Here is a 23,956-nt window from a genome sequence, read left to right as displayed (position 1 = left end):
TAAGCACAGTTTGAAGTAGGTCCCTTTCTTGTATTCGTTCCGAGCCTCAGCAGGCCTCGTCGACCTGGCGTTCACCGACAGGTACGGCGGGGTCAGTCTCGCTCCCTACGCCGAGCTCAACCTGGCGGTCAACGGTTCGGACTCGCCGGAGGCGAAGGCCGAGAACCATCGGCTGCTGCTGGCCGACTTCGCCGACGGCGCGCCCTACGCCGACCTCTACCAGGTCCACGGCAACGCGGTCGTCGACGCGGAGTGCGGCACCCGCCCCGAGGCGGACGGAATCGTCACCACCGAGCGCGACCTGGTGCTGCTGGTCCGCACCGCCGACTGCGTACCCGTGCTGTTCGCGGACGAGGCGGCCGGGGTCATCGGCGCGGCGCACGCCGGACGCAAGGGGATGGCGGCCGGGGTCGTGCCCGAGACCATCGCCCGGATGCGCGCCCTCGGCGCGAGGCGGATCAGCGCCTGGGTGGGGCCGCACGTGTGTGGCAAGTGCTACGAGGTGCCTGCCGAGATGCAGGAGGAGATCGCCGCGGTCGAGCCGGCCGCGCGCGCCACCACGAGCTGGGGCACCCCGAGCCTCGACGTCGGTGCCGGAGTGCTCGCCCAGTTGGCCCGTGAGGGTGTCGAGACGGTCGACGCCGGCCGCTGCACCCGCGAGTCCGAGGACCTCTACTCCTACCGCCGCGACGGCGCCGGCATGTCGCTGGGCGCCCTGATCCGGCTGCGTGGTGCCTGATGGCGACCGATCGCGCGGATGAGATCGCCGCGGGGCTCGCCGAGACCCGCGAGCGGATCGCGCTCGCCGCCAAGGCCGCCGGTCGCCCCGCCGCCGACGTCCACCTGGTCGTGGTCACCAAGTTCTTCCCCGCCTCCGACGTACGCATCCTGGCCGGACTCGGCGTCACCGACGTCGGCGAGAACCGCCACCAGGAGGCGGCGGCCAAGGCGGCCGAGTGCGCCGACCTCGGGCTGCGCTGGCACTACATCGGCGGGCTCCAGTCCAACAAGGCGGCCGCCGTGGCCGGCTACGCCGACGTGGTCGAGTCCGTCGACCGGTCCTCGCTGCTGCCCCGGCTCAGCCGCGGCGCGGGGGAGCGCGGCCAGATCCTCGACGTGCTCCTGCAGGTTTCCCTCGACCCGCCCGGGCGCGAGGGTCGTGCCGGGGCGGATCCTGATGACGTACGTGACCTGGCTGCCGAGGTCGAGACGACCGACGGGCTCCGGCTGCGAGGCCTGATGGCGGTCGCGCCTCTCGGTGAGGAACCGGAGCAGGCTTTCGTCCGGCTGGCGCGGATCCGAGAGGACTTCCTGGTCGAGTATCCCGAGGCGACGGTGCTGTCGGCGGGGATGAGCGGCGACCTGGAGCAGGCGATTGCCCATGGCGCGACACACGTACGTGTCGGGTCTGCGGTCCTCGGAGAGAGGCCAACTGTCAAGTAATGTCTCGGTCAGCAATACTTTGGGGAAGGTGGCTACATGAGCGGCGCGATGCGCAGGTTCGGTGAATACCTCGGCCTGCTCGAGGACACCGGGTACGACGACGATGTCTACGAGGGTGACGACGACGAGACCCGCTCCCACCAGGCCGTCAAGGCGCCGGTGCGGTCGAAGCAGTCACGTCCGGCTCCGGTGGCTGACCTTTCCGAGCGGCGACGAGCAACGGTGGTGCCTGCAGTGGCAGAGCTTTCCAAGATCATCACGCTGACCCCGACGTCCTACAACGAAGCGCGTCAAATCGGCGAGAACTACCGCGACGGCACGCCGGTGATCATGAACCTCACCGAGATGAACGATCCGGACGCGAAACGGCTTGTCGACTTTGCGGCCGGCCTGATCTTTGCTACCTATGGGAACATCGAGAGGGTCACCAACAAGGTGTTTCTTATCTCACCTGCGAACGTTTCGGTCACGGCTGAGGCCAAGCAGAGGATCGTTGAGGGCGGCTTCTTCAACCAGAGCTGAGGCCTTCGACACCTGCTCGTAGGTGCCTTGATGCGGTCCGCATCTGGCATGTCTACGGACAGGCGCTAGAGTTTCGACAGCATTACCTGATGCCGCCCCCCGGCGGTGCAGTCCGTACGTCTGAGTCAACCGAGTAATGAATGGGTGAGGTCATGCCGCTGACGCCAGAGGACGTGAGCAACAAGCGCTTTACTCCCGTCCGGCTCCGCGAGGGCTACGACATGGGCGAGGTGGACCAGTTCCTCGACGAGGTCGAGGCCGAACTGGCACGTCTCACCCGGGAGAACGACGACCTTCGCGGGAAGTTGGCATCTGCGCAGTCGGGTGGGGGTCCGTCCTTCCCGATGGCTCCCGAGCCGCCTGCTCCTGAGCCGATGCCGGCTCCTGAGCCGGTCTCGCACCAGATGCCGATGTATCAGGAGGCACCGCAGACCGGCGGCATCGAGACGATCCGGGTCGAGACCGTGCCGGAGGCGTCCAACGCCGCCGCGCGCCTGCTCGAGCTGGCCACGCGCAACCACGACGCGCTCATCGACACGGCCAAGAACGACGCCGACAAGATCGTCGGCGAGGCCCGGACCAAGGCCGAGCGCCTCGAGGCCGAGTCGAAGTCGAAGGCCGACCGCATGGAGGCCGACGCGCGCACCCGTGCGCAGATGCTCGACAGCGAGACCGCCGAGCGTCGCCAGCAGCTCTTCGGCGAGCTCGAGCGCGAGAAGGACAACCTGACCACCGAGGTCGACACCCTGCGCAACTTCGAGCGTGAATACCGTTCCCGCCTGAAGAGCTACTTCACGCAGCAGCTCGACGCGCTCAACAACTCGGCTGAGTCACAGGCGCCCGTGATGGCTGCCGCCGTCAACGAGTCGGGCCCGGCGCCCAAGCGCCTGCGCTCCATCCTGGGGGAGGACGAGGGCTGACGCCTTCGTAGTCAGGCTTCCATCGGCCGGTCCCGCCTCGCGGGGCCGGCCGATGCGTACGTCCACTGCGGTCCGCCTGAGTCCGTCGGCTCAGGCAGGAACGCGTTGTAGCAGGTGAGGCGGGTCCTGTAAGAGGATTTCGGAGTTTTTCCACGCTGCGGACCAATATGCGTGCAGTTTCGGTGTGTTAGTTGAGCGGAGCCGAATCCCGGGCTACATTCCGGGCACGCACTCCGCACCGACTCGGCGGCGCGAAGTGACGGCAGGAGAAAGGGGACTCCATGTCTGTACCGATGAGGTGTCGCGCCAGCGCGGCAGTCGGGCGCGTCCAGGTGGCGACGCCCGAGCTTTCTGGGAATACCAGCTCCTACGTCATGGCTTCCACGTCGGTGGCCACGGCGAGCGCCTAGCCAAACCTGACCAGCCTGCGGCCCGGGGGGCCGTGTCTCACACCAGAAAGCGAGTGCCGTGCCTAAGAAAGCAACCAAGACCGTCGTCTCTCCTGACCAGCTGAAGGTCAAGGACGGCGAGGACCCGTGGACCAAGGATGAGCTCAACGAGGTCATCGACGAGCTTCACGAGATGAGGGCTCACAGCCTCGAGGTGCTCACCGCTCTCGAAGCCGAGCTCTCCGGCCTGATGAAGGACTCCGGCGACGGCGCCGGCCAGGACCAGGCAGACATGGGAGCGACCAGCTTCGAGCGTGACCACGAGCTGACCGTGGTCAACAGCGAGAAAGACAAGCTGGCCCAGATCGAGCGTGTCCTGGGATACCTCGAGGACGGCTCGTACGGCATCTGTGAGTCGTGTGGGGAGCCGATCGGCAAGATGCGGCTCATGGCGTTCCCGCGTGCCACACTGTGCATGACATGCAAGCAGCGCGAGGAGCGTCGCTGAGCGACGCACATACCGGTCCTGAGTCCGACGTGCGCCCTGTTCGATGGGCAGAGTTCGCGACCGTCGCAGTGTTTCTGCTGGTCATCGACCAGATCACGAAGCTCTGGGCGGTCGCGACGCTCGTTCCCGGGCAGCCGCAGGAGCTGATCGGCTCGGTGCTCCAGCTCAACATCATCCGCAACCCGGGAGCGGCCTTCTCGACGGGGACCGGCTACACCTGGGTCTTCACGACGCTCTCGATCGCGGCCACCATCGGTGTGCTCTGGTTCTCGCGCCGGGTGCGTCATCGGGGCTGGGCCTTCGCGCTCGGCATCCTGGTCGCCGGCATCAGCGGCAACCTGGTCGACCGGCTGCTGCGTGAGCCGGGCTTCTACGTCGGGCACGTGGTCGACTTCCTGCAGCTGCCCAACTGGCCGATCTTCAACGTCGCCGACATGTGCATCAACGTGGCCGCGGTGATGATCGTGATCCTCTCGTTCAAGGGGATCGGGCTCGACGGGTCGATCGACGGCGGCGCCGCGGACGAGTCCGAGAGCGCGTCGGACGATGAGTCCGAGGGCGAGAAGAAGTGAACTTCGGTCACGCCGACCAGCGCACGCTGCACGTCCCTGACGGTCTGGAGGGGGAGCGCGTCGATGCCGCCATGGCGCGGCTGTTCGGCCTCTCCCGCACCCGCGCGGCAGAGCTGATCGCCGAAGGGCTGGTGACCGTCGACGGCTCGGTCGTGGCCAAGAGCGACCGGGTCAGTGCCGGGTCGATGCTCGACGCGACGATCCCGTCGCAGGCCGACCCGCTCGAGATCAAGCCCGAGATCGTCGAGGGCATCAAGATCATCTACGACGACGACGCCTTCGTGGTGATCGACAAGCCCGTCGGCGTCGCCGTCCACCCCTCGCCGGGCTGGCAGGGGAAGACCGTCGTCGGCCACCTCGTCGCAGCCGGCTTCCGGATCTCCACCTCGGGTGCCAAGGAGCGCGAGGGCATCGTCCAGCGCCTCGACGTCGGCACCTCGGGCGTGATGGTGATCGCCAAGTCCGAGCACGCCTACTCCGTCCTCAAGAACGCGTTCCGGCAGCGTACGGTCGACAAGACCTACCACGCGCTGGTCCAGGGCCACCCCGACCCGCTCGAGGGGACGATCGATGCACCGATCGGGCGCAACCCGAAGTACGACTACAAGTTCGCGGTCCGCGCGGACGGGCGTCAGTCGGTGACCCACTACGAGACGCTCGAGGCGCATCGGTTCGCCTCGCTGCTCGAGATCCACCTCGAGACCGGGCGCACCCACCAGATCCGCGTCCACATGTCGGCGCTGAAGCACCCGTGTGTCGGCGACCTGACCTACGGCGCCGACCCCGCCCTGGCGCGGCGCGTCGGGGTCGAGCGGCAGTGGCTGCATGCGGTGAAGCTCGGCTTCGAGCACCCGGAGACCGGTGAGTACGTCACCTTCGAGTCGACCTACCCCGACGACCTCCAGCACGCGCTCGATGTCATCCGCGACTCCGACTGAGGCGGTGCTTCGCCCGGCGGAGTCCGAGGACATCGCCGAGATCGTCCGCACCTATGTCGAGGCACGTGCCGCCGCGCCGATGCCGGCGCCGATCTACCCGGAGTCAGACATCCGGGAGTGGCTCGCGGTCAAGGTCCTGGCGCCCCAGAAGGGGTCGCAGGTCTGGGTCGCGGAGGTCGACGGCGTCGTCTCGGCCTTCGTCGCCTTCACCCCGACCTGGCTCGACGACCTCTTCGTCCACCCGCGTGCCCAGGGCACCGGCCTCGGCATCATGCTGCTCGACCTGGTGAAGTCCCTGACCCCCGATGGCTTCGGCCTGTGGGTCTTCGAGATGAACACCCCCGCCCGGGCCTTCTACGCCCGCCACGGGCTGCGCGAGGTCGAGCGCACCGACGGCTCCGCCAACCAGGAGAAGACCCCCGACGTACGCATGGCCTGGCCCTAGCCGAGGCGTCAGTCCGGTAGGTCGAGAAGTCACTTCTGGCGGGCGAATCGTCAGCTCATGCGGCCGAGTCGTCCCGTGCGGCGACCGAGTCCGCCGTGGCTCGAGGCGTACGCCGCAGCCAGCGGTCAGTGAGGATCATCCCGACCATCGGCCCGACGAGCATGAAGATGCCGCGGAATGCGTCGGGAGCATCGGCGATGTCGCCGCCGGGCAGCAGTCCGAGAAGAACCGCCGCGAGAACGAGAAGGCTGAAGCCGAGGAGCCGATCGGAGGGGTCGTTGGCTCGTACGATCTGCCATAGGGCTCCGATGGCGATCATGGCCAACCCCGCGAGCGAAATGGACTGCGACTCCGAGAGCCACCGCGGGTCGGCGATATGGAGCCCGAAGGTGACCAGGATGACCGCAACCAGGACCCAGCGGGCCCGAGTCGTGTCCGGCTTCGGTGTGGATTCAGTGGACGGCGGCACGGCGAGAGTGTGGCATGTCGAGGACGGGCGCGCCGGCAGAACGGCTGAGGCGTCACTTGCGTCGGCCGAGATGGCACGTCGATGCCTACTCGGCCGACGTACCTGACGCCTCGCCCTTCAGGTGGTCCATCTCGGCCGCGATGAGGGCGATCTCGGCGGGTCCGACGCGGCAGCAGCCGCCGACGTACGCAGCCCCTGACCTCGCCCAGGAGAGGGCCTCTCCGGGCCGGAAGTGAGGGGTGCCGGTCCAGGCGCCGTCGGCGTAGGTCTCACCGGTGTTGGGGTAGACGACGGCGGGCTCGCCGGTGGCGGTGGCGAGCTGGACGGCGGCGGGTACGTCGGCCGGGTCGCAGCAGTTGACGCCGACGGCGACCACCGAGCGGATGCCCGCGGCCAGCGCCAGTGCGTCGGCCAGGGGCTGGTCGGCGCGGGTGCGGGTGCCGGTGCAGGAGTAGGAGAACCAGACCGGGAGGCCGATGTCGTCGAGGAGGTCGACGAGCACCTCGGCCTCCTCGATGTCCGGGATGGTCTCGACCGCGATGAGGTCGGGGTCCTCGGTCTCGAGCAGCGCCAGCCGGGGCGCGTGGAAGTCACGCAGCACGGCCGCCGAGACGCCGTAGCGGCCGCGGTACTCCGACCCGTCGGCCAGGTAGGCGCCATAGGGTCCGACCGAGGCGGCGACCAGGCGTCCGGGAGCCTCCTCGGCGACCCCGCGAGCGACGCGGACGCTGCGGCGCAGCAGCTCGGTGGCGTATGTCTGGGTCATCCCGGCCTCCACGAATCCGGGCACGCTGGCCTGGTAGCTGGCGGTCGTGGCGACGTCGGCCCCGGCGGCGAAGTAGGCGCGGTGTACCGCGGCGATCTCCGCGGGCGACTCGTCCAGCAACCGGGCCGTCCACAGGGCGCCGGAGACGTCATGACCGCGTGCTTCCAGCGCGTTGGACAGGCCGCCGTCGAGGATCGTCACCATGACTCAAGACTGTACGGCCAGCCGCCCGAGAAACGCCCTGGGGTGTCAACGAAACTGTCGGTGCCGCCAGATAGTCTGTAGTCCTTCCCCCAGGTCGTCCGTTTGTAGCACGGGCTCCTGCGCCCGCTCCATCCGTTCGACCTCGAGGAGGGCTCCACGCCAATGGCGGCCGGCTCCAAGGACTCATTCGTCCACCTGCACGTTCACACCGAATACTCGATGCTGGACGGAGCCTCGCTCCTCGACGGGTTGTTCTCACGCACCGCCGAGCTGGAGATGCCGGCGATCGCGATGACCGACCACGGCAACATGCACGGCGCCTACGACTTCTGGTCGAAGGCCCGCAAGCACGACGTGAAACCGATCATCGGCATCGAGGCCTACATCACGCCGAACACCCCGCGCGGCGAGCGCAAGCGGGTGCGGTGGGGCAAGGGGGACCAGGCGCAGGAGGGCGGCGACGACGTCTCGGGCGGTGGCGCCTACACCCACATGACGATGTGGGCCGAGTCCACCGAGGGGATGCACAACCTCTTCCGGCTCTCCTCGCGCTCCAGCCTCGAGGGCTACTACTTCAAGCCGCGGATGGACAAGGAGATCCTCGCCGAGCACTCCAAGGGGATCATCGTCTCCACCGGCTGCCCCTCGGGCGCGATCCAGACCCGCCTGCGGCTGGGTCAGTGGGACGAGGCGCTCAAGGAGGCCGGCGAGCTGCAGGACATCTTCGGGAAGGACAACGTCTTCCTCGAGCTGATGGACCACGGCATCTCCATCGAGAAGCGGGTCCGCGACGACCTGCTCAAACTCGGCAAGGCGATGAACATTCGCCCGGTCGCGACCAACGACTCCCACTACAACAACCCCGAGGACGCCGCCGCCCACGAGGCGCTGCTGTGCGTCCAGTCGGGCAGCCGGATGACCGAGCCGCCCTACTCCAAGGGCGGCAAGCGATTCGCGTTCGAGGGCAGCGGCTACTACATCAAGACCGCCGCCGAGATGCGCGAGCTGTGGGGCCAGCAGGACCTGATCGAGGCCTGCGACAACACCCTGCTGATCGCCGAGCGCTGCGACGTCCAGTTCACCGAGTCGACCGGTGGCTACATGGCGCTCGCCGACATCCCCGAGGGCGAGACGGAGGAGTCGTGGCTGCGCAAGGAGACCTGGCGCGGCATCGAGCTGCGCTACCCGGGCGAGAAGACGACCCAGGAGGTCCGCGACCGCGTCGAGTTCGAGATCGACGTCATCCTGCAGAAGGGCTACCCGGGCTACTTCCTGGTGGTCGCCGACTTCATCCAGTGGTCGAAGGACAACGGCATCCGGATCGGGCCGGGCCGTGGTTCCGGTGCCGGCTCGATCGTCGCGTACGCACTGCGGATCACCGATCTAGACCCGCTCGAGCACGGACTCTTCTTCGAGCGGTTCCTCAACCCCGAGCGTCCCTCGATGCCCGACTTCGACATCGACTTCGACGACCATCGCCGCGGCGAGACGATCAAGTACGTCACGGAGAAGTACGGAGCCGAGAAGGTCGCCCAGATCGCCACCTTCGGGCGGATCAAGGCCAAGCAGGCGATCAAGGACGCCGCCCGCATCCTCGACCACGGCTTCGCGATCGGCGACCGGATCACCAAGGCGCTGCCGCCCGACGTGATGGGCAAGGGGGTTCCGCTCAAGGAGCTGTTCAACCCCGACCACAAGCGCTACGGCGAGGGCGGCGACTTCCGCGCGCTGCACGACACCGATCCCGACGTCCGCAAGATCTACGAGACCGCGCTCGGTCTCGAGGGCCAGATCCGGCAGACCGGCATCCACGCGGCGGGCGTGATCATGGCCTCCGAGCCGATCATCGACATCGTCCCGCTGATGGAGCCCAAGCAGGACGGCCAGGTCGTCACGCAGTTCGAGTATCCGACCTGTGAGGCGCTCGGCCTGGTCAAGATGGACTTCCTGGGCCTCTCCAACCTCCACACCCTCGAGGACGCGCTGGTCAACATCCGCGCCAACCGAGACATCGACCTGGTGCTGGAGGAGGTCCCCTTCGACGACAAGCCGACCTACGAGCTGATGCAGCGCGGCGACACGCTCGGCGTCTTCCAGCTCGATGGTGGCGGCATGCGGGCGCTGCTGCGCTCGATGCTCCCCGACCGGTTCGCCGACATCACCGCGGTCTCCGCGCTCTACCGGCCCGGTCCGATGGGTGCCGACTCCCACAACAAGTACGCCCACCGCAAGAACGGCCGCGAGCCGATCGTGCCGATCCACCCCGAGCTCGAGAAGCCGCTCGCCGAGGTGCTGGGGGAGACGTACGGCCTGATCGTCTATCAGGAGCAGGTGATGTCGATCGCCCAGGTCCTGGCGGGGTTCTCGCTCGGACAGGCCGACAACCTGCGCCGCGCGATGGGCAAGAAGAAGAAGGCCGAGCTCGACAAGCAGTACGCCGGCTTCCAGGCCGGCATGCTCGAGCGCGGCTACTCCCAGAAGGCGATCGACACGATCTGGGAGATCCTGCTCCCGTTCTCCGACTACGCCTTCAACAAGTCGCACTCGGCGGCCTACGGCGTGGTCACCTACTGGACCGCCTACCTGAAGGCCAACTACCCGACCGAATACATGGCCGCGCTCTTGACCTCGGTCAAGAACGACAAGGACAAGATGGCGATCTACCTCAACGAGTGTCGCCGGATGAAGATCGCGGTGCTGCCGCCCGACGTCAACGAGTCCGCCCACGACTTCACCGCGGTCGGCAGCGACATCCGCTTCGGTCTGACCGCGGTCCGCAACGTCGGCGCCCAGGTCGTCGACGGGATCGTCGAGGCCCGCACCACGAAGGGCCGCTTCGCGGACTTCAACGACTATCTCTCCAAGGTGCCCGAGCGGGCCTGCAACAAGCGCGTGATCGAGTCGCTGATCAAGGCCGGTGCCTTCGACGACATGAAGCACCGCCGCCGCGCCCTGGTGGCGATCCACGAGACCGCGGTGGACCAGTACATCGACATCAAGCGCAACGAGGCGATCGGCCAGGACTCGCTCTTCGGCGGGCTCGACGAGGACGGTGGCGACGGCTTCGGCGTCTCGGTGGCCATCCCCGACATGGACGAGTGGGACAAGATGACCCTGCTCGGCCACGAACGGGAGATGCTCGGCCTCTACGTCTCCGACCACCCGCTGATGGGCCTGGAGCACGTCCTCGCCAACGGCACCGACTGCACCATCGGTCAGCTGATGACCGACGAGTCCCGGCCGCACAACACCACCGTCACGGTCTCCGGGCTGGTCACCAACGTCAACCGGCGCATCACCAAGAAGGGCGACGCCTGGGCGACGGTGACCCTGGAGGACCTCGAGGGCTCGGTCGAGGTGCTGCTCTTCCCCTCGTCCTACCAGCTGGCCGCGCCGCATCTGGTCGAGGACTCGATCATCCGGGTCAAGGGCCAGCTCTCCCGCGACAAGGACCAGCCCGAGCTGCGTGGCCAGGAGGTCACCGTCCCGGACCTGACCGGCGGCCCGGGTGCCGCCGGGGGACCGGTGGTGATCTCGCTGCCCTCGACGCGGTGCACGCCGCAGGTGATCGCGTCGCTGCGTGACGTACTGACCACCTATCCCGGAGTAGCCGAGGTCAGGCTACGGTTGATGACACGGGACGCGACCCGGGTCATGAAGCTCGATGACCGGCTGCGGGTGGCACCGACTCCCGAGCTGTTCGCCGACCTCAAACACCTCCTCGGACCAGGATGCCTGACAATCTGATCGTGCCGCCGCCGCCCAGTCTCTACGCGACCGGTCGCCGCTCCGCCGCCCGCCCCGACCTGTCCCGCCCGGTGCTGGTCCAGGTGGCCATCATCGTGGCCGCCTTCGTCGTCGGCGGTCTGGCAGCCGGTCTCGCAGCGGCGACGCTGTGGACCCCGCCGACCGGGATGGTGCTCGAGGACAAGTGGTACCGGGGGCTCATCTCGATCGATCCGCCCGCCATCGGGCAGAACATCGACCAGGGCGTCTTCGCCGCGACCGCCTGGTTCTCGGTCTGCGCGATCGTGCTCGGCCTGCTGGTCGGCATCGCGGCCGCGGTCTGGCTCAACCGCTCCGAGCTGGTCACCCTCGCTGCGCTCACGGTCGGCGGTGCGATCGGCGGCGGTCTGATGCTGCTGGTCACCTCGCTGCTCTCACCCGAGGACCCCAACGGTCTCGCCAAGGGTGCCGCCGACGGCACCGTGCTCGAGGACAGCTTCCAGCTTGCCTCGCCGTGGCTGATCCTGCTCGTCCCGGGCTCGGCGATGCTGGCGCTGATGGTGATCTTCCTGATGTGGGCGCCGCACCCTGTCGCGGATCATGAGCTCGACGAGCAGCAGGCCGGGACCGAAAGGTAAATTCGCCGGACAGTTCGCCGTCGGTCGGCGTAGATTCAGCAGGTTGGACGGTTGGCACAATGCCGACCGACAGAACCTGAAAGTCACTGATGTCAGAGAACACTCCCGGTCAGAGCCCATCCGGACCGGAGGCGACAGAGATCCTCGACCTCGGCGGGAACCCTGCCGGAAAGAGCAAGAAGCCGCTGATCATCGGCGCGGCAGCCGTCGCGGGCGTCGCTGTGCTGGCGACCGCCGGCACCGTCACCGCAGTCGCACTGAGCAACGCCGGTGGCTCCCCGGCAGAGGCGTTCCCCGCCTCGACCGTCGCCTATGCCGAGATCGACCTGACCGAGGCCAAGGACGCCCTGCCGACGCTGCGCAAGCTGCCTTCGCTCGAGAAGGAGCTCGGCCTGGAGCAGGGCGAGGACCCGCGCGAGACGCTGTTCACGAACGCCTGTGACGACCTCGACTTCGCCGCGGACGTCGAGCCGTGGATCGGCTACAAGGCCGCGGTCGGCGCAGTCCCCACGGACGCCGAGCCGGTGCTCGCGTTCGCCCTCCAGGTCACCGACGAGTCCGATGCGAAGGCTGGCCTTCCCAAGCTCGCCGAGTGCGGCGGCTCGGAGTCCGCGTGGGCGGTCGCCGACGGTTGGGCGCTCATCGCGGAGACCGACTCCGATCTGGCCACGATCGAGAAGGCGGTGGAGGCCGGCACCCTGGCCGACGACGCCGGCTTCGAGAAGTGGACCGGTGACGTCGGCGGCACCGGGTTCATCACGGCGTACGCCGCCAAGGAGCTGCCCGACGCCATCGCCAAGGCGGCTGAGAACGGCGCGTTCGACGAGGCCGAGGGCGAGCTCGCCGAGAACCCGATGGGTGGGATCGCGCCGATGCCCGACCCGGCCGCCTTGGCCGACACGATTCGGTCGGCGATGAAGGACTTCGGTGGCGGGGCCTTCACCGTACGTGCCGAGGAGAACGCCTTCGAGCTCGAGGCGGCCTCGACGGTGGGCGAGCAGGCCGAGTCCATGGAGGCCGGCACCATCGCCGGCACCCTGCCGAAGGACACCACCGCGGTGATCGCGGCGAACCCGGCCGACGGCTGGCTCACGACCGGCCTGGCCGGGAGCGGCGCGGAGGACCAGTTCACGCAGATGCTCGGGATGGCTCCCGGTGACCTCGAGAAGCTCCTCGGTGACAGCTTCGCGATCGCGGCGGGCGAGATCGACCTGAGCGCTCCGGACTCCCTGGACGTCGGCATCAAGCTCGATGGTGCCGACTCGGCCGACGTCGAGAAGTTCGTCGGCGACCTCACCGCCGGTTTCGGTGCCGAGGGCATCGTCAGCGTCGACAGCGAGGGCGACGTGACGTCCGTCGGGATGGGCGACTACGGCAAGGAGCTGCTCGCCGACGGTGGCCTGGCGGAGACCGACAAGTTCAAGAACGCGGTCCCGAACGCCAAGGACGCCTCCGGGGTGGTCTACGTCGACTTCGACGGTCTCGACGCGCTGGTGACGGCCGAGGCTCCCGAGGTCGCCGACGACATCGAGGCGCTCGGCCAGCTCGGCTTCAGCGCCTACCTGGACGGTGACACCTCGCGAGCCCTGGCTCGCGTCACCGTCGACTGACCTGCTGAGCCGAGTCGGCTCGAACTGACAGGATCCATCGCCGAGTCGGCTCGTCATGACGAGCCGACTCGGCGTGGGTTTTGGTCAGTTCGCGCCGACTCGGCGGGTCATCTGGCGATGGGGGCTGTGGTGGCGTACGTGATCTTGATCAGGTCGGCGGGGGAGAGCTCGATGTCCAGGCCGCGTCGGCCCCCGGAGACGTAGATCGAGTCGTACGTGGTCGCGGTCTCGTCCAGGACGGTCGGGTGCGGACGCTTCTGGCCGACGGGTGAGATCCCGCCGGCGACGTAGCCGGTCGCACGCTCGGCCGCGGTCACCTCGGCCATCTGCGCCTTCGAGCCACCCAGGGCGCGGGCCAGCGCCTTGAGGTCGAGCTGGCCGGTGACGGGGACGATGCCGACGACGAGCTTCCCGTCCAGCGAGGCCATCAGCGTCTTGAAGACCCGCTTCGGCTCGACGCCGAGGGCCTCGGCGGCCTCCAGGCCGTAGGACTCGGCGCGCGGATCGTGCTCGTAGGGGTGCAGGGTGTAGTCGATGCCGGCTTGGGTGAGGGCGACGGTCGCCGGGGTTCCTCCGCCGGCTCGCTTCCCGGACTGTTTCTTCGGCATCAGTTGGGGGACCACTTCGTGCGGGCGACCTCGGTCGCGGGCAGGGAGGGGATGACGTTCATCGCCTTGAGCTCGGAGCGAAGCAGGTCGGTGGCCATGCCGAGGCGTACGCCGGCGTCGGGCGCCTCCAAGAGCGCCTGCCGGTCGGGCATGGGCAGGGGAGTGGTGGCCGAGATGGTCCAGGAGAGGAACTCCGGGTCCTTGGGGAGCGAGCCGGAGAACGGGTCGTCGCGGAACTCCAGGAGCGCGGCCCGGTAGGCGGTGAAGGTCGCTCGTGCGGTGTCGACGATGGCGTGCGGGACCGCGACGTGATCCTCGGGGAGGTCTTCGATGTCGGCGACGGGGAAGTCGCCCGAGCTGACCAGGCTGTCCATCCGGATCCGGTCGACCGCGAGCACCTCGAGGTCGAAGGAGCCGTCGTCGTGCCGCTCCACCTCGGTGATCAGCAGCTTCACGCCGACGCGGTAGAGCGACTGCGCGCCGGTCTCACCGACCTCGTAGCCCTCGCGGATCGCGACCGAGCCGAAGTGGCGGTCCTCCTCTTCCTGGCGGAGCAGGTGGTGCACCATCGCGCGGTAGCGGTCCTCGAAGACGCGCAGCGGCAGCGTCACGCCGGGAAACAGGACCGCGTTGAGCGGGAACATGGGTAGTCGCTGGCGCTCGTTCACGGGCACCAACCTATGGGGGCCGCGGGCGTGTGCGCCCGCGAACCCCCGTGTTGTTTCAGCTGCCGACCCGAGCCGTCAGTCGTCGTAGACCGCCCGGTCGATCTTGGTGTGGTAGCGCTGACCGGCGGTGGCGCCGGCGAGTGCTCCGACGAGCATCACGGCCAGGAGTGCGATGCCGGTGATGATGGCGCCCCAGCTGAGCTGGTCGGTGCTCAGCCCAACGCTGGGCAGGTCGACCTGCCGCATGATGTCGTAGTTGGTGCCGAACACCGTGCCGACGACGGCGGCGATGATCATCACGACGATCGCCACGATCCACACGCCCAGGCCCTGTCGGAGGGCGTCGAAACGGGACATCCGGGCGGCGACGTACCCGCCGGCGTAATAGCCGACGAACATCACCACGGCGAGCGTGATCGCCGCCGCGATGCCGACCGTGCCGGACATCTCCTGCAGGTCCGTCTGGGTCCAGTTCTGGTTGGCCCCGATCGCCGAGGCGACGGCGCTGATGATCGCCCCGAGAAGAACGGTGACTCCGATGGCGACCAGCCAGCCGAAGAAGCAGGCGCCCCAGTTCATGCCTCCGTAGGTGTCGTGGAGAGCGGCACGTCGGCCCTCCTCGGCGTGGCGATGGTGCTCGACGGCATCTCCCGCGCGCAGGGGTCCGGCCTCGCCCTCGGCGTTGTGCGGGCGCTCGACGCGGTCATCGTGGCCGACGACCGCCGGGCCACCGGGCTGGTAGTCGCGGGTCGAGGCGTGGTTCTCGTCGACGCCGGGCTGGTTTTCGTCTGCGCGCTGATGTTGTCGGTGGAAAGGTCGTGTCAGTGCCATGACGATCCTCCTTTGGTGGGTCAGACGTCCGAGTACCCGGATCAGGGCGCCGTATGCGTCTCTCTGCGGCGTGTCGCGCAGCGTCCACGTGGCGTCGGCAGATCGGCTCCGGAGCCCGTCCACTCGTAGACTTGAGGCATGATCCGCCGCATCGACCTGAGGGGTGCCGACAGAGGCTCCGCTTCGACCATCGACTACCGCGCCGCCGTTCCGCGCGCCGAGTTCGACATCGAGGCGGCCACTCATGCGGTGCAGCCGATCATCGACGCCGTCCGCGAGCGAGGCCAGGAGGCGATCGCCGAGTTCTCCGAGAAGTTCGACGGCGTGCGCGTCGAGGACATCCGGGTTCCGGCCGCGGCGCTGACCAAGGCCCTCGACGAGCTGGACCCGGCGATCCGGGCCGGTCTCGAGGAGTCGATCGCGCGGCTGCGTACGACCTGTGCGGCCGAGCTCGAGGAGGACGCGGTCACCGACCTGGCGCCCGGCGCTCGGGTGACGCACCGCAAGGTGCCGGTGGGGCGCGTGGGGCTCTACGTGCCTGGTGGTCTGGCTCCGTTGGTCTCCTCGGTGCTGATGAACGTCGTCCCGGCGCAGGTCGCCGGGGTGCCGTCGATCGCGCTGGCCTCGCCGCCGCAGAAGGAGTTCGGAGGGCTTCCGCAGCCGACGATCCTGGCCGCGTGCGCGCTGCTGGGTGTCGACGAGGTCTACGCCGTCGGAGGCGCTCAGGCGATCGCGATGTTCGCCTACGGGGTCGATCCTTGTGAGCGCGTCGACATGGTCACCGGTCCCGGCAACATCTACGTCGTCACCGCGAAGCGCCTGCTCAAGGGGCAGGTCGGGATCGACTCCGAAGCCGGCCCGACCGAGATCGCGATCCTCGCCGACGAGACCGCCGAGGCCGCCTACGTCGCCGCCGACCTGATCTCGCAGGCCGAGCACGACCCGCTGGCCGCCTCGGTGCTGGTCACCGACTCCGAGACGCTTGCCGCCGACGTGGAGGCCGAGCTCGACAAGCAGGTCGCCGCGACCAAGCACGTCGAGAGGATCCGTACGTCGCTGACCGGCGCGCAGTCGGGCATCGTGCTCGTCGACGACATCGACCAGGGCGTCGACGTCGTGAACGCGTACGCCGCCGAGCACCTCGAGATCCACACCGCCGACGCCGCCCGGGTCGCCGGCCGGATCCGCAACGCCGGCGCGATCTTCGTCGGCTCCTACGCTCCGGTGTCGCTGGGTGACTACTGCGCCGGGTCCAACCACGTGCTGCCCACCGGCGGCTGCGCCTGCCACTCCTCGGGGCTCTCCGTGCGAGCCTTCACCAAGTCGATCCACGTCGTGGACTACTCCCGTGAGGGACTGGCCGCGGTCAAGGACCACGTGGTCACGCTCGCCGAGGCCGAGGACCTGCCGGGCCACGGCGCAGCGGTGTCGGTGAGGTTCTCCTCATGACCTGGCCGCCGATCCGTGCCGAGCTCGCCGGGATCGAGCCCTACGGCGCTCCGCAGCTGGACGTCCCGGTCCAGCTCAACGTCAACGAGAACCCCTACCAGCCCTCCGCGGAGACGGTCGCCGACATCGCGGCCAGTGTCGGCGAGGCGGCGCGCACGCTCAACCGCTACCCGGACCGCGAGTTCGTCGCGCTGCGGGAGGGGCTGGCTGCGTACCTCTCCTCGGATGTGGAGGCGCAGATCACGCCGGAGCAGGTGTGGGCGGCCAACGGGTCCAACGAGGTGATGCTGCAGCTGCTGCAGGCCTTCGGTGGTCCGGGGCGCACCGCGATCAGCTTCGCGCCGACGTACTCGATGTATCCGGAGTACGCCCGCGACACCAACACCGAGTGGGTCGTCGGACACCGCGAGAGTGACTTCGCGATCGATCTGGAGAAGGCCCGCGCGCTGGTCGAGGAGACCCGGCCGCACGTGGTGCTCCTCCCGAGCCCCAACAACCCCACCGGCACCGCGCTGCCACCGGAGGCGGTCACCGTGCTGTGCGAGGCGGTCGGAGACGGCGGCATCGTCGTGGTCGACGAGGCCTACGGCGAGTTCCGGCGGACCGGGGTGCCCTCGGCGCTGGAGCTCCTCTCCGAGCACCGCAACCTGGTGGTCACCCGCACGATGTCGAAGGCGTTCGCCGGAGCCGGGCTACGGCTCGGCTACCTGGCGGCCGACCCGTCGATCTGTGACGCGATCCGCGTCGTACGCCTGCCCTACCACCTCTCCGCGGTCACTCAGGCGGCGGCGAGCGCTGCCCTGCGACACGCGCCGGAGCTGCTGGGCTACGTGGCCGATCTTCGCGAGGAGCGGGACACGCTGGTGGAGTGGCTGCGTGAGCAGGGGCTCGAGGTCGCCGACTCGGACGCCAACTTCGTCCTCTTCGGGCGCTACGCCGACCGGCACGCGGTCTGGCAGGGGCTGCTCGACCGCGGAGTGCTGATCCGCGAGACCGGGCCCGAAGGATGGCTGCGGGTCTCGGTGGGCACCCCACAGGAGATGGACGCTTTCAAGCAAGCTTTGACCGATGTGAACGGAGCACGAGCATGAGCAGGATCGCCCGGATCGAGCGGGAGACCTCGGAGTCGAAGGTCGTCGTCGAGGTGAACCTCGACGGCACCGGACGGGTGGACGTCTCGACGGGCGTCGGGTTCTACGACCACATGCTGACCGCCTTCGGGCGGCACTCGCTCGTCGACCTGACCGTCCACTCCGAGGGCGACGTGCACATTGACGCCCACCACACCGTCGAGGACACCGCGATCGTCCTCGGCCAGGCGCTGCGCCAGGCGCTCGGTGACAAGAAGGGCATCCGTCGCTACGGCGACGCGACCGTCCCGCTCGACGAGGCGCTCGTGCGCTGCGTCGTCGATGTCTCCGGGCGGCCCTACTCGGTCCACACCGGCGAGCCGGAGGGCCAGCAGTACGTGCTGCTCGGCGGCTCCGGGGTGCCCTACCTCGGCTCCCTGACCCAGCACATCTTCGACTCCATCGCCCACCACGCCCACCTGACGATGCACGTCAACGTGCTCGCCGGGCGCGAGCCGCACCACATCGTGGAGACGCAGTTCAAAGCGTTCGCGCGGGCGTTCCGCGACGCGATCGCCTACGACCCGCGCGAGACCGGGATCCCGTCGACGAAGGGCGCACTGTGAGCGAGCGTCAGCGAGTGAACAATCGAGTACCTACAGCGCCGCGTTCGTATTCTGGCGCTTGCGTCACGGACGTGGTGCTGTGAGTGCTCCGTCGGTGGTGGTGCTCGACTACGGCTCCGGAAACGTACGCTCCGCCGTCCGCGCAGTCGAGCGCGCCGGTGCCTCGGTCGAGCTGACCGGTGACCTGGACGCCGCGATGGCGGCCGACGGGCTGCTGGTGCCGGGTGTGGGTGCCTTCGAGGCCTGCATGAAGGGCCTGCGCGCGATCCGCGGCGAGCGGATCATCGCCCGGCGGCTCGCCGGCGGGCGTCCGGTCATGGGGATCTGCGTCGGCATGCAGATCCTCTTCGAGACCGGCATCGAGCACGGTGTCGAGACCGAGGGCTGTGGCGAGTGGCCCGGCGTCGTCGAGCGAATCCAGGCGCCGATCGTGCCCCACATGGGCTGGAACACGCTCGACGTGCCGTCCGGGACGTCCCTGTTCGCGGGCGTCGAGAAGGAGCGGTTCTACTTCGTGCACTCCTACGGCGTGCGCGACTGGACCCTGGTCACCAACGACCGCACCGTCGCGCCGCTGGTCACTTGGGCAGAGCACGGTGGCGACCGGTTCGTGGCCGCTGTCGAGAACGGCCCGCTGAGCGCCACCCAGTTCCACCCGGAGAAGTCGGGCGACGCCGGCGCTGCGGTCCTGCGCAACTGGGTGCTTTCCTTGAAGGCGGCGTAGGTGGCTCAGACCGGAGCCCGGGCGAAGGCCCGCGCCGAGCGCGAGCGGCAGGCCGCCGAGGCTGCCGAGGAGCGGGCCGCCCGCGCGGCCAGGTCCGCCGAACGTCGCGCCCGGAAGGAGCGGTTGACCGGATGGGTTCCGGCTCGCCGGTCCCGGCCGGTCAGTGCGCTCGCGGAGCGCCGGCGGCGCAACGTACGGATCCTGATCGTCGTCCTGCTCCTCCTCAACGCGCTCGTCTACCTCGTCACCGAGGACGTCGGCACGGTGGTCTTCTCAGCCATCGCGTCGGTGCTGGTCGCGCCTGTGGTCTACACGCTGCTGTTCCGCCGCTAAAGTGGCCAGATGGCCAAGACGACCTGGACCTCCGCGGACCCGGTGAGCTTCATCGAGGCTGTCGAGCCTCCGGGGCGTCGGCGGGACGCGGCCACGCTGCTGGAGCTGATGCGGCGCGCCACCGGGGCGGAGCCACGGATGTTCGGGTCCGCGATCGTGGGGTTCGGCGAGTATCACTACAAGTACGCCAGCGGCACCGAGGGCGATGCTCCGGCCGCGGGCTTCTCGCCCCGCAAGGCCGCCTCGGTCGTCTACCTCAACGACGGCATCTCGGCCCACGAAGACCTCCTCGCCCGCCTCGGCCCCCACACCACCGGCGTCGGCTGCCTCTATCTCAAGGACGTCGCCGCGGTCGACCTGGACGTACTCGAAGAGATCGTCCGACGCTCGTACGCCACCCTGACCGGCGGCACCTACGGCAAGCGCGCCGCGGAGGGATGAGCGTCGTGATCGAGGACTTTGCGAAGGCTCACCTGCACGACAAGCTCCGTGGCGCCCGGGAGGCGCTGGTGTGGAAGCTCGAGGGGCTCTCCGAGCCTGACGTCCGCCGGCCGATCACACCGACAGGCACCAACCTGCTCGGACTCGTCAAGCACAACGCCCTCTCCGACGCCCGCTACTTCGGCGAGGTCTTCGGCCGTACGCCACCGGTCGACCTCCCGCCGTGGGACACCGCCGGATGGTGGGGCGCCACCCACCGGGCGACGGAGCACGAGACCCGGGCCGACATCGTCGACCTCTATCGCCGCGTCTGGTCCCACGTGGACACCACCATCGAGGCGCTCCCGATCGACGCTCCCGGCTACGTACCGTGGTGGGACGAGGACGTCATGCTCTTCAACATCATGGCCGCCCGCCTCTGCGACGCCACCCGTCATGCCGGCCACGCCGACATCCTCCGCGAGACCATCGACGGCTCGGTCGGCGTCAACCGCGAGAGCGCCTGAGTGCCGGTGCCGAAGGTGCACAGCTGGGCGATCCCCGAGCGTGAGTACGTACGCCAGGAGGCTCGCCGCGGCAGGCGCTATGCGTACCAGAGCCTCGACCCGGCCAGGACCGCGCTGCTCGTCGTCGATCTCGTCCCGTTCTTCTACGAGGGGAACGCGACGTGCTTCGCGATCACCCCGAACGTACGTCTGCTCGCTGAGGCGCTCCGTGAGGCCGGTGGCGCCGTCGCGTGGATAGTGCCGGGCGACTCGGGCTCAACGCAGTGGGCGCGGGAGTTCCGCGGGGAGGAGGTGGCCGAGATGTTCCGGCGCAGCGGCGGGACCGGGCCAGTCGAGGGGCGGCTCGGGCCGGGGCTGGAGGCACACGATGGCGACATCCTCGTCGAGAAGACCGCGACCAGCGCGCTCTTCCCAGGCAGCTCGACGCTCGACGACCAACTTCGGGAGCGAGGCATCGAGACCGTCATCGTCACCGGCACGCTCACCGAGGTCTGCGTCGCCGGTACGGCCCGCGATGCGGCAACGCTGGGGTATCGCACGATCCTGGTCGCCGACGCGACGGCAGGTCGCGACGACGAGTCCCACAACGCGACGCTGACGACCATCTATCGCACCTTCGGCGACGTACGCAGCACCGACGATGTCCTCGCGCTCGTCGCCGCCGGATGTACGGTCGTGACATGACCGACTACGAGGTCTCCAGGTCCGCGGTCCTTCCTTGCGACATCGGGCGCGCTCACGCCCTGCTCGACGACTTCCACGAGTGGCCCGCCTGGTCGCCGTGGGAGGAGCTCGACCCGGACATGTCGCGCACCTACTCGGGAGCCGAATCCGGTGTCGGCGCGCGCTACGCCTGGTCGGGCAACAAGCGCGCAGGCGCCGGCGCGATGGAGATCACCGAGTCGACGCCGGAGCACATCGAGGTCGCGCTGGAGTTCCTGAAGCCGTTCAAGAGCCGGAGCACGGTGAGTTTCGATCTCGCCACCGTCGCCGACGGCACGCAGCTGAGGTGGACCCACGCCGGGTTGGTGAGCGGTGTGATGGGACTGATGACCAAGTTCTACTCGATGGAGAAGGCGATCGCGCCCGACATGGAGAAGGGGCTGGCCAAGCTGGCGGCCGTGGCCGCGCACCCAGCAGGCACGGACTGATTCCGTCGGCGCGGCTCCGAAACCGATTGCGCACGAAACCCCGCGCGACCTAGGTTGCCGGACATGACACCTCGGCGGTTCGGGATCTGCATCGACGCCATCGACCCGGAGCGGGTCGCGGAGTTCTGGGCAGCGGTGCTCGGCCGGGAGACCGAGACCAGCGGCGAGGAGATCAGGCTGCTGCCACGCGCGGAGGACGACCTCCGGATCCGGTTCCTGCCCACTGACGCGCCGAAGACGCTGCCGAACCCGCACCATCTCCATCTGACCAGCAGCCTGGCCGACGACCAGCAGCGGACCGTCGACCGGCTGATCGGCCTCGGTGCCAGCCACGTCGACGTGGGGCAGCGGCCGGACGAGGACCACATCGTGCTCGGCGACCCGGAGGGCAACGAACTGTGCGTGATCCCGGCCGGCAACAGTTGGCTGGCGGGGACCGGGTTCCTGGGCGAGGTCGCCGCCGACGGGTCGCGGGAGAGCGGGATCTTCTGGAGCGCCGCGCTCGGCTGGCCGCTGGTCTGGGACGAGGACGGGGAGACCGCGGTCGCGACCCCGTCGGGCAGCGCCAAGGTCGCCTGGGGTGGGCCGCCGCCGGTACCGCGCGGGCCGCGGGACCGGTTCCGTTTCGACCTGATCGCGCCCGAGGACACCGGTCCTGCCGACGAGATCCGCCGCCTCGTCGGGCTCGGCGCCACGGTCGTCGCCGAGACGTACGGTGACGGGCGGTGGGCGCGGATGACCGACCCGGATGCGTACGAGTTCGAGCTGCTGGCGCCCCGCTGAGCGAGGACCTGTCTCGCAGCGGGACGGCGGGGCAGGGGTGGCGGCGTACAGAACATAGGATCGTCCCCATGGGTGACTACCTCGAGCTCCTGCCGGCCGTCGATGTGAAGGGCGGGCAGGCGGTGCAGCTGGTCCAGGGCGTGGACGGGTCGGAGAAGCGGTTCGGCGATCCCTACGAGGCCGCGCTGAGGTGGCAGGAGACCGGGGCCGAGTGGATCCATCTGGTCGACCTCGACGCCGCGTTCGGCCACGGCAACAACCGCGAGATCCTCGCCGGGATCGTCGGGAAGCTCGACATCAAGGTCGAGATGAGCGGCGGGATCCGCGACGACGAGTCGCTCGAGGCGGCGATGGCGACCGGCTGCCGCCGTGTCAACATCGGCACCGCCGCGCTGGAGAACCCGGAGTGGACCCGCCAGGCGATCGCGACCTACGGCGACCGGGTCGCGGTGGGGCTGGACGTACGCGGGCGAACCCTCGCCGCGCGCGGCTGGACCAAGGACGGCGGCGACCTCTACGAGACGCTCGCCCGCCTCGACTCCGAGGGCTGCGCGCGCTATGTCGTCACCGACGTCAACAAGGACGGCATGCTCCAGGGTCCCAACCTCGACCTGCTGCGCGCGGTCTGCGAGGCCACCGATCGCCCGGTCGTGGCGAGCGGGGGAGTGACCACCATCGACGACATCGAGGCGCTGATGGGCCTGGTCGGGATCGGCGTGGAGGGTGCCATTGCCGGCACCGCGCTCTACACCGGGTCCCTGGACCTCGCCGAGGCGCTCGACCTCACGCTCGGCCGGCAGAGCCGATCGCCTCGGGCTTCGCTTCGGCCAGGCGGAGACCAGTCATGAGCCTGGCCGTACGCGTCATCCCCTGTCTCGACGTCGACGCCGGTCGCGTCGTCAAGGGGATCAACTTCAAGGAGCTGCGCGACGCCGGCGACCCGGTGGAGCTGGCCGCGACGTACGACAAGGAAGGCGCCGACGAGCTCACCTTCCTCGACATCTCTGCCTCCCACGAGGGGCGGGCGACGACGCTCGAGATCGTCACCCGCACCGCTGAGCAGGTCTTCATCCCGCTAACGGTCGGCGGCGGGATCCGCAGCGTCGACGACGTGGACCGGATGCTTCGGGCCGGCGCGGACAAGATCGCCGTCAACACCGCGGCCATCGACCGCCCCGAGCTGATCGCCGAGATCGCCGACCGGTTCGGCAACCAGGTGCTCGTACTCTCCGTCGACGCCCGGCGGGCGCCGGCGACCGACTCCGGTTTCGAGGTCACCACGCACGGTGGCCGCAAGTCAGCGGGTCTGGATGCGATCGAATGGGCCGCGAAGGCCGTCGAGCTCGGTGCCGGCGAGATCCTGCTCAACGCGATGGACGCCGATGGCACCGAGGACGGCTTCGACATCGACCTGATCAAGGCCGTACGCAGCGAGGTGACCGTCCCGGTCATCGCCTCCGGTGGAGCAGGCAAGGCCGACCACTTCCCGCCCGCGGTGGATGCCGGCGCGGACGCGGTGCTCGCGGCGACGATCTTCCACTTCGGCAAGGTGCGCATCGGCGAGGTCAAGCAGGCGCTCTCCAGCGCCGGCGCGCCTGTTCGCTGACGGGTCGCCT

28 protein-coding genes are annotated in these 23,956 nt (G+C 69.0%); 23 read left to right on the top strand and 5 right to left on the bottom strand.

Going from position 1 to position 23,956, the window contains the following annotated elements:
* Nucleotides 1-28 precede the first annotated feature (28 nt).
* The 8 genes from pgeF (at nt 29) to AB0F44_RS13045 (ending at nt 5,737) form a co-directional block, all read left to right on the top strand.
* Nucleotides 29-739, top strand: a complete 711-nt coding sequence (gene pgeF / locus AB0F44_RS13080) for a peptidoglycan editing factor PgeF (protein ID WP_357355987.1) — start codon at nt 29-31, stop codon at nt 737-739.
* Nucleotides 739-1,443, top strand: a complete 705-nt coding sequence (locus AB0F44_RS13075; RefSeq protein WP_350661400.1) for a YggS family pyridoxal phosphate-dependent enzyme — start codon at nt 739-741, stop codon at nt 1,441-1,443. The genes pgeF and AB0F44_RS13075 overlap by 1 nt, the downstream gene beginning before the upstream one ends.
* A 36-nt stretch (nt 1,444-1,479) precedes the next feature.
* Nucleotides 1,480-1,965, top strand: coding sequence for a cell division protein SepF (gene sepF / locus AB0F44_RS13070; protein ID WP_141803932.1), 486 nt, complete (start codon nt 1,480-1,482; stop codon nt 1,963-1,965).
* Nucleotides 1,966-2,117: 152 nt separating this feature from the next.
* Nucleotides 2,118-2,885 (top strand): DivIVA domain-containing protein, encoded by a 768-nt coding sequence (locus AB0F44_RS13065; RefSeq protein ID WP_229788310.1) that lies wholly within the window; start codon nt 2,118-2,120, stop codon nt 2,883-2,885.
* A gap of 468 nt (nt 2,886-3,353) precedes the next feature.
* Nucleotides 3,354-3,782, top strand: a complete 429-nt coding sequence (locus AB0F44_RS13060; RefSeq protein WP_160024321.1) for a TraR/DksA family transcriptional regulator — start codon at nt 3,354-3,356, stop codon at nt 3,780-3,782.
* A 29-nt stretch (nt 3,783-3,811) separates the two neighbouring features.
* Nucleotides 3,812-4,354 carry a signal peptidase II gene (gene lspA, locus AB0F44_RS13055; RefSeq protein ID WP_357355984.1) on the top strand — a complete coding sequence of 181 codons (543 nt, stop codon included), beginning with the start codon at nt 3,812-3,814 and terminating at the stop codon, nt 4,352-4,354.
* Nucleotides 4,351-5,292: an RluA family pseudouridine synthase gene (locus AB0F44_RS13050; RefSeq protein ID WP_350661396.1), complete on the top strand. Its 942-nt coding sequence runs from the start codon at nt 4,351-4,353 to the stop codon at nt 5,290-5,292. The genes lspA and AB0F44_RS13050 overlap by 4 nt, the downstream gene beginning before the upstream one ends.
* Nucleotides 5,270-5,737 carry a GNAT family N-acetyltransferase gene (locus AB0F44_RS13045; RefSeq protein ID WP_357355982.1) on the top strand — a complete coding sequence of 156 codons (468 nt, stop codon included), beginning with the start codon at nt 5,270-5,272 and terminating at the stop codon, nt 5,735-5,737. Before AB0F44_RS13050 ends, AB0F44_RS13045 begins: the two co-directional genes overlap by 23 nt.
* A gap of 55 nt (nt 5,738-5,792) precedes the next feature.
* Here AB0F44_RS13045 and AB0F44_RS13040 read toward each other — a convergent pair whose 3' ends face one another.
* Together AB0F44_RS13040 and mmuM are read right to left on the bottom strand one after the other, a co-directional pair.
* A complete protein-coding gene (locus AB0F44_RS13040) occupies nt 5,793-6,206 on the bottom strand; it encodes a hypothetical protein (RefSeq protein WP_357355980.1) in 414 nt (137 codons plus the stop codon).
* A gap of 85 nt (nt 6,207-6,291) precedes the next feature.
* Nucleotides 6,292-7,176, bottom strand: coding sequence for a homocysteine S-methyltransferase (gene mmuM, locus AB0F44_RS13035; RefSeq protein ID WP_357355978.1), 885 nt, complete (start codon nt 7,174-7,176; stop codon nt 6,292-6,294).
* Nucleotides 7,177-7,338: 162 nt separating this feature from the next.
* Here mmuM and dnaE point away from each other — a divergent pair, with 162 nt between their 5' ends.
* From dnaE to AB0F44_RS13020, 3 genes are all read left to right on the top strand, one after another.
* The gene (gene dnaE, locus AB0F44_RS13030; RefSeq protein WP_357355977.1) at nt 7,339-10,923 is read left to right on the top strand and encodes a DNA polymerase III subunit alpha; all 3,585 of its coding nucleotides are present in this window, start codon (nt 7,339-7,341) and stop codon (nt 10,921-10,923) included.
* The gene (locus AB0F44_RS13025) at nt 10,908-11,540 is read left to right on the top strand and encodes a hypothetical protein (RefSeq protein WP_357355975.1); all 633 of its coding nucleotides are present in this window, start codon (nt 10,908-10,910) and stop codon (nt 11,538-11,540) included. The genes dnaE and AB0F44_RS13025 overlap by 16 nt, the downstream gene beginning before the upstream one ends.
* An 89-nt stretch (nt 11,541-11,629) precedes the next feature.
* The gene (locus tag AB0F44_RS13020) at nt 11,630-13,150 is read left to right on the top strand and encodes a hypothetical protein (protein WP_357355973.1); all 1,521 of its coding nucleotides are present in this window, start codon (nt 11,630-11,632) and stop codon (nt 13,148-13,150) included.
* A gap of 107 nt (nt 13,151-13,257) precedes the next feature.
* On the opposite strand, the gene ybaK is transcribed toward AB0F44_RS13020, so the two are convergent.
* From ybaK to AB0F44_RS13005, 3 genes are all read right to left on the bottom strand, one after another.
* A complete protein-coding gene (gene ybaK / locus AB0F44_RS13015) occupies nt 13,258-13,758 on the bottom strand; it encodes a Cys-tRNA(Pro) deacylase (protein ID WP_357355971.1) in 501 nt (166 codons plus the stop codon).
* The gene (locus tag AB0F44_RS13010; protein ID WP_357355969.1) at nt 13,758-14,426 is read right to left on the bottom strand and encodes an LON peptidase substrate-binding domain-containing protein; all 669 of its coding nucleotides are present in this window, start codon (nt 14,424-14,426) and stop codon (nt 13,758-13,760) included. Before AB0F44_RS13010 ends, ybaK begins: the two co-directional genes overlap by 1 nt.
* Before the next feature lie 75 nt (nt 14,427-14,501).
* On the bottom strand, nt 14,502-15,257 hold the full coding sequence (locus AB0F44_RS13005) for a hypothetical protein (RefSeq protein WP_357355967.1): 756 nt from the start codon (nt 15,255-15,257) through the stop codon (nt 14,502-14,504).
* Nucleotides 15,258-15,395: 138 nt separating this feature from the next.
* Between AB0F44_RS13005 and hisD the strand changes: the two genes are divergently transcribed.
* The 12 genes from hisD to hisF all read left to right on the top strand — a co-directional run bounded on the left by hisD (nt 15,396) and on the right by hisF (nt 23,946).
* A complete protein-coding gene (hisD, locus tag AB0F44_RS13000; protein WP_357355965.1) occupies nt 15,396-16,706 on the top strand; it encodes a histidinol dehydrogenase in 1,311 nt (436 codons plus the stop codon).
* On the top strand, nt 16,703-17,797 hold the full coding sequence (locus AB0F44_RS12995; protein ID WP_357355963.1) for a histidinol-phosphate transaminase: 1,095 nt from the start codon (nt 16,703-16,705) through the stop codon (nt 17,795-17,797). The genes hisD and AB0F44_RS12995 overlap by 4 nt, the downstream gene beginning before the upstream one ends.
* A complete protein-coding gene (gene hisB / locus AB0F44_RS12990; protein ID WP_350661381.1) occupies nt 17,794-18,402 on the top strand; it encodes an imidazoleglycerol-phosphate dehydratase HisB in 609 nt (202 codons plus the stop codon). The genes AB0F44_RS12995 and hisB overlap by 4 nt, the downstream gene beginning before the upstream one ends.
* Before the next feature lie 79 nt (nt 18,403-18,481).
* The gene (gene hisH / locus AB0F44_RS12985) at nt 18,482-19,126 is read left to right on the top strand and encodes an imidazole glycerol phosphate synthase subunit HisH (protein WP_350661379.1); all 645 of its coding nucleotides are present in this window, start codon (nt 18,482-18,484) and stop codon (nt 19,124-19,126) included.
* Nucleotides 19,127-19,459 carry a hypothetical protein gene (locus AB0F44_RS12980; protein ID WP_357355960.1) on the top strand — a complete coding sequence of 111 codons (333 nt, stop codon included), beginning with the start codon at nt 19,127-19,129 and terminating at the stop codon, nt 19,457-19,459.
* Between the two features lie 9 nt (nt 19,460-19,468).
* Complete coding sequence (locus tag AB0F44_RS12975) at nt 19,469-19,900, top strand: DUF1801 domain-containing protein (protein WP_357355958.1); 432 nt, start codon at nt 19,469-19,471, stop codon at nt 19,898-19,900.
* A gap of 5 nt (nt 19,901-19,905) precedes the next feature.
* Entirely contained in the window at nt 19,906-20,406 is a 501-nt protein-coding gene (locus AB0F44_RS12970) for a DinB family protein (RefSeq protein WP_357355956.1), read from the top strand.
* Entirely contained in the window at nt 20,407-21,090 is a 684-nt protein-coding gene (locus AB0F44_RS12965; protein ID WP_357355954.1) for an isochorismatase family cysteine hydrolase, read from the top strand.
* On the top strand, nt 21,087-21,557 hold the full coding sequence (locus AB0F44_RS12960; protein WP_357355952.1) for an SRPBCC family protein: 471 nt from the start codon (nt 21,087-21,089) through the stop codon (nt 21,555-21,557). The genes AB0F44_RS12965 and AB0F44_RS12960 overlap by 4 nt, the downstream gene beginning before the upstream one ends.
* Nucleotides 21,558-21,620: 63 nt before the next feature.
* A complete protein-coding gene (locus tag AB0F44_RS12955) occupies nt 21,621-22,340 on the top strand; it encodes a VOC family protein (RefSeq protein ID WP_357355950.1) in 720 nt (239 codons plus the stop codon).
* A 68-nt stretch (nt 22,341-22,408) separates the two neighbouring features.
* The gene (gene priA / locus AB0F44_RS12950; RefSeq protein ID WP_357355948.1) at nt 22,409-23,188 is read left to right on the top strand and encodes a bifunctional 1-(5-phosphoribosyl)-5-((5-phosphoribosylamino)methylideneamino)imidazole-4-carboxamide isomerase/phosphoribosylanthranilate isomerase PriA; all 780 of its coding nucleotides are present in this window, start codon (nt 22,409-22,411) and stop codon (nt 23,186-23,188) included.
* Nucleotides 23,185-23,946 (top strand): imidazole glycerol phosphate synthase subunit HisF, encoded by a 762-nt coding sequence (gene hisF, locus AB0F44_RS12945; protein WP_357355946.1) that lies wholly within the window; start codon nt 23,185-23,187, stop codon nt 23,944-23,946. Before priA ends, hisF begins: the two co-directional genes overlap by 4 nt.
* Nucleotides 23,947-23,956 lie beyond the last annotated feature (10 nt).

Source organism: Nocardioides sp. NPDC023903, assembly GCF_040639295.1.
In the GTDB taxonomy this organism is placed as follows: domain Bacteria; phylum Actinomycetota; class Actinomycetes; order Propionibacteriales; family Nocardioidaceae; genus Nocardioides.
This window is presented reverse-complemented; position numbering and strand designations above follow the sequence as displayed.

Coding starts and splice junctions, on each gene's coding strand:
- AB0F44_RS13020 (WP_357355973.1), top strand. CDS start 11,630: ATGTCAGAGAACACTCCCGGTCAGAGCCCATCCGGACCGGAGGCGACA.
- sepF (WP_141803932.1), top strand. CDS start 1,480: ATGAGCGGCGCGATGCGCAGGTTCGGTGAATACCTCGGCCTGCTCGAG.
- priA (WP_357355948.1), top strand. CDS start 22,409: ATGGGTGACTACCTCGAGCTCCTGCCGGCCGTCGATGTGAAGGGCGGG.
- AB0F44_RS13005 (WP_357355967.1), bottom strand. CDS start 15,257: ATGGCACTGACACGACCTTTCCACCGACAACATCAGCGCGCAGACGAA.
- dnaE (WP_357355977.1), top strand. CDS start 7,339: ATGGCGGCCGGCTCCAAGGACTCATTCGTCCACCTGCACGTTCACACC.
- mmuM (WP_357355978.1), bottom strand. CDS start 7,176: ATGGTGACGATCCTCGACGGCGGCCTGTCCAACGCGCTGGAAGCACGC.
- ybaK (WP_357355971.1), bottom strand. CDS start 13,758: ATGCCGAAGAAACAGTCCGGGAAGCGAGCCGGCGGAGGAACCCCGGCG.
- AB0F44_RS12955 (WP_357355950.1), top strand. CDS start 21,621: ATGACACCTCGGCGGTTCGGGATCTGCATCGACGCCATCGACCCGGAG.
- AB0F44_RS12975 (WP_357355958.1), top strand. CDS start 19,469: ATGGCCAAGACGACCTGGACCTCCGCGGACCCGGTGAGCTTCATCGAG.
- AB0F44_RS12960 (WP_357355952.1), top strand. CDS start 21,087: ATGACCGACTACGAGGTCTCCAGGTCCGCGGTCCTTCCTTGCGACATC.
- AB0F44_RS13025 (WP_357355975.1), top strand. CDS start 10,908: ATGCCTGACAATCTGATCGTGCCGCCGCCGCCCAGTCTCTACGCGACC.
- AB0F44_RS12995 (WP_357355963.1), top strand. CDS start 16,703: ATGACCTGGCCGCCGATCCGTGCCGAGCTCGCCGGGATCGAGCCCTAC.
- AB0F44_RS13065 (WP_229788310.1), top strand. CDS start 2,118: ATGCCGCTGACGCCAGAGGACGTGAGCAACAAGCGCTTTACTCCCGTC.
- AB0F44_RS13075 (WP_350661400.1), top strand. CDS start 739: ATGGCGACCGATCGCGCGGATGAGATCGCCGCGGGGCTCGCCGAGACC.
- hisD (WP_357355965.1), top strand. CDS start 15,396: ATGATCCGCCGCATCGACCTGAGGGGTGCCGACAGAGGCTCCGCTTCG.
- hisF (WP_357355946.1), top strand. CDS start 23,185: ATGAGCCTGGCCGTACGCGTCATCCCCTGTCTCGACGTCGACGCCGGT.
- AB0F44_RS13045 (WP_357355982.1), top strand. CDS start 5,270: ATGTCATCCGCGACTCCGACTGAGGCGGTGCTTCGCCCGGCGGAGTCC.
- hisB (WP_350661381.1), top strand. CDS start 17,794: ATGAGCAGGATCGCCCGGATCGAGCGGGAGACCTCGGAGTCGAAGGTC.